Consider the following 3,207-nt stretch of genomic DNA (forward strand, 5'->3'; position numbering starts at 1 on the left):
CTCATCAATAACCCCTAGCAACCCATTGATTGACCACTCGGCAACCTTGTCACCATCTGTTGCGACTGCGCCTGAATCAGTAAAAGGGCGAACCTGAAACTGGAGGTTGTCTCCCGGTTGGGCTAAAACTTCGGTGGGTACAACCTGTATTGATACTGGAGCGCCAGTAGACATCTTCAAACCGGCGGATCCAGAGACAACTGGGTTTGAAGTGGAAGCGGAAGCCCCCTGAACCCCCAAGCAGTAAAGTCCTTCCTCAGTGGTAAAGTAGACCCGACCGTCAGCGATGGCAGGTGAACCGTAGATCTCCGCATAGCGACCGGATTCCCTTTCAATCTGTATCGTGCTGAGCGTTTTACACTCGTTCTCACCCGGTTGCAAGATGAGGAAGTGCCCGTTGACCTCCGTGACATAGATCTTACCGTCAGCGACAACAGGGGATCCCTTGCCCACCGTTCCGAGGCTATGTGTCCAATGCACCTCTCCGGTTTCGCCATCGAGACAGTGTAAATTCGCCGCGCTATCCACAACATAAAGCCGACCATCGGCTATCGCTGGAGAGCTATAGCCCGCCTCAATGCCGTCAACGCGCCAGAGTTCGTGCGTTTTGGTTATATCACCTCTGCCTGTTCCGTCAATGCAGACAACGCGCCCCATCACCGTTGTGTCCGTGTTCTCCCGATTGTGGCTTGCGTAAACCCGTGTGCCATCGACGACCACTGACGCATTGAGCGGTCCCTGACTGACTTGGAATCCCCAAACTTTCTCTCCCGTCTGCACGTCCATTGCGTACACATGACCGTCCGAATTGCCGTCGATTAGCAACCGACGACCATTTATCTCTGCTACGACAGAGACGGGGTAAGTTGTATCCTTCGGAGGACCACCGGGCTTTGTTGTCCACACCACTTCGCCGGTCTTTTTGTCAAAGGCGAAATAACGGTGGCGCATCGCGGCGTGACTTCCCCAACTGGTGTTCAGGAAACTGAGAATCACAAAATCCCTGTCGACAACGGGTGTAACAGTTCGCCCGCCATAACCAGTGAAACGACCGAATTCCTCCGTCAAAGAGTGCGACCAAACAATCTTTCCATCCTTGTCGAAACAGGCAAACACGCCGCTGATGGTGTGAGCGTAGATATAACCCGTTTCCATATCTCCCGCCAAACTGGTCCACCCCAGTCGATTAAACGGGATAGTGCTATGAAAGACGTTGAATCGGTGTTCCCAGAGCATCTTTCCTGTCTTGGTATCGAAGCACGCAACCCGTTCCTGTTCAGTGATGTCCACACCAACGCGCCCGATAACATAGACGCGGTTGTTCAATACGATTGGTGTGGAGCGACCGATAAAGTCTGCCTTCCAAAGCAAGTTGTCGCCCTCTAAAGACCAGCTTGAGACTAAGCCGGTTTCTGAGGATGAGCCATCTTGATTGGGACCGCGCCAACTGGGCCAATCCGAAGCCAACGCATTATTAAAATCGATCAAGGAGGTACAAAGGCCTGCCCCTACTAAGATGAAACAAAGAAATACTTTAAGCGTAACCCGATTTCGCATCCAAATCTCCTATCCTGTGCTGTAGTGTGTTGATGAATCAAGAAGTATCAATTATAGCATTAGACTATCTACCGCTTAGAATGATTATATGACACCGAAAATTAAATTCTTCTTTGAGCGTATACCGTTGATTCAACGAAAACATTTTATGTTACGTGGGTCTACAAAGTCAATCAAAAACTTACTCGCATTACATGCCGAAGAATAGATCGGGCTTCAAGGAATTTCAAGATAATCGTGGAAATTTAGACGAGGTGAATTTTTGGGCGATTTTAAGAAGCAGCGGAAAATTGCCGCAAACCTCGATAAAATGACGCAAGTTGCCAGACAATCTGTAGGTCGAGTTTCCATACTCGACACTTATAAGAAATAACGGAATTTATGACGCACCTGTCGCCCCGCTGGGGCTTTGGGGCGAGGGACTTCGGTTTTCTATACACCCATCGCCCCGCTGGGGCTTTGTAGATCTGGCAAGTTGAGCGCAAGCGGAATCCTGATTTATTGGGGTTGTCCGACCCACGGGGATAAGGGGCAATTTTATCGCGCCGCATATCTCTAGGCTCTGTTGACATTTTATAGCGGTTGTAGGGAACAACGATCGTTGTTCCCTACGATGGTGCCCACCGGTGCATAGAAACGCGTATATTTCATAGGGAACGGAGATCTCCGTTCCATTTGTCTTAAATCACTGGGGTAGTGCGTCCGAAGGTTATCAAAATTGGCTCAATTTTCAAATGTCAACACGCCCTAGCAACTGGCGTTAAAATAGTAGAGACATAATTAGAATAATGTTGTAGAATATGGTGAAGATACGGAGATTTGCTCATCGTGTTGCTACGCATATTTGATGTTTCCCGCATAGGAGGGGTGTGCCATGATTCGTGTGATTAAGCCAGAAGGTTTCGGCAACATTCAGTTGGAAGATATACCGATTCCTGAGATTAACAGTCGTCAAGTTTTGGTGCGAACACATACCACGCTGATTAGCCGTGGTTCTGAACTGTTTCGTCGTTATATCATGGAGGAAGCAATCCCTCCATCGATGATGGGGTATTCCCTCACGGGCGTCGTTGAGCAAATCGGATCGGCGGTCACGGAGTATGAGGTCGGACAACGGGTGATGGTTGTTGCACCCCACGCTGAATATGCTGTCGGAGAGGTCGATGCCAGCGTGGACGGACGGGTCGTGGCGCTCCCGGACGATATCTCCTTTGAAGAGGGGACATTCCTGCCCCTCTCCATAAGTTCGGTCGCTTGGGCGGATTCATCGGGGGTCCAAGAAGGGGATACGGTCGTCATTCTGGGGCAAGGCATCGTCGGGAGCCTGATGATGCAGGTGTTGCGGGGGTATAGTCCTGAACGCATTATCACGGTTGATGCGGTGTCGCTGCGGTGTCAACTCTCCAATGAATTGGGGGCGGATGTTACTATCAACGCCTCGGAAGAAGATCCCGTTGAAGCGGTGAAACGTTTAACCGATGGGAATGGTGCAGATCTTGTGATTGACTGCGTCGGCGGACACGCCGGGGTTAAATCGTTCGAGCAGGCACAGGACATGGTGCGCAGGAAGGGAACCCTCCAGTTGATTGCATTATACCAAGGCGAGCCGTTGCCGTTGCATTCATCAAAGATTATGAGCAAACGGCTTGT

General features: G+C 50.4%; 2 protein-coding genes. One reads left to right on the forward strand and one right to left on the reverse strand.

Annotation, left to right across the window (positions count from 1 at the left end; all coding sequences use genetic code 11):
* The coding region (locus J4G02_22065; GenBank protein MCE2397200.1) for a PQQ-like beta-propeller repeat protein at nucleotides 1–1,557 on the reverse strand (1,557 nt) is incomplete at its 3' end.
* Between the two features lie 874 nt (nucleotides 1,558–2,431).
* Between J4G02_22065 and J4G02_22070 the strand changes: the two genes are divergently transcribed.
* The coding region (locus J4G02_22070; protein MCE2397201.1) for a zinc-binding dehydrogenase at nucleotides 2,432–3,207 on the forward strand (776 nt) is incomplete at its 3' end.

Source organism: Candidatus Poribacteria bacterium, assembly GCA_021295755.1.
Taxonomy (GTDB): Bacteria; Poribacteria; WGA-4E; order WGA-4E; family PCPOR2b; genus PCPOR2b.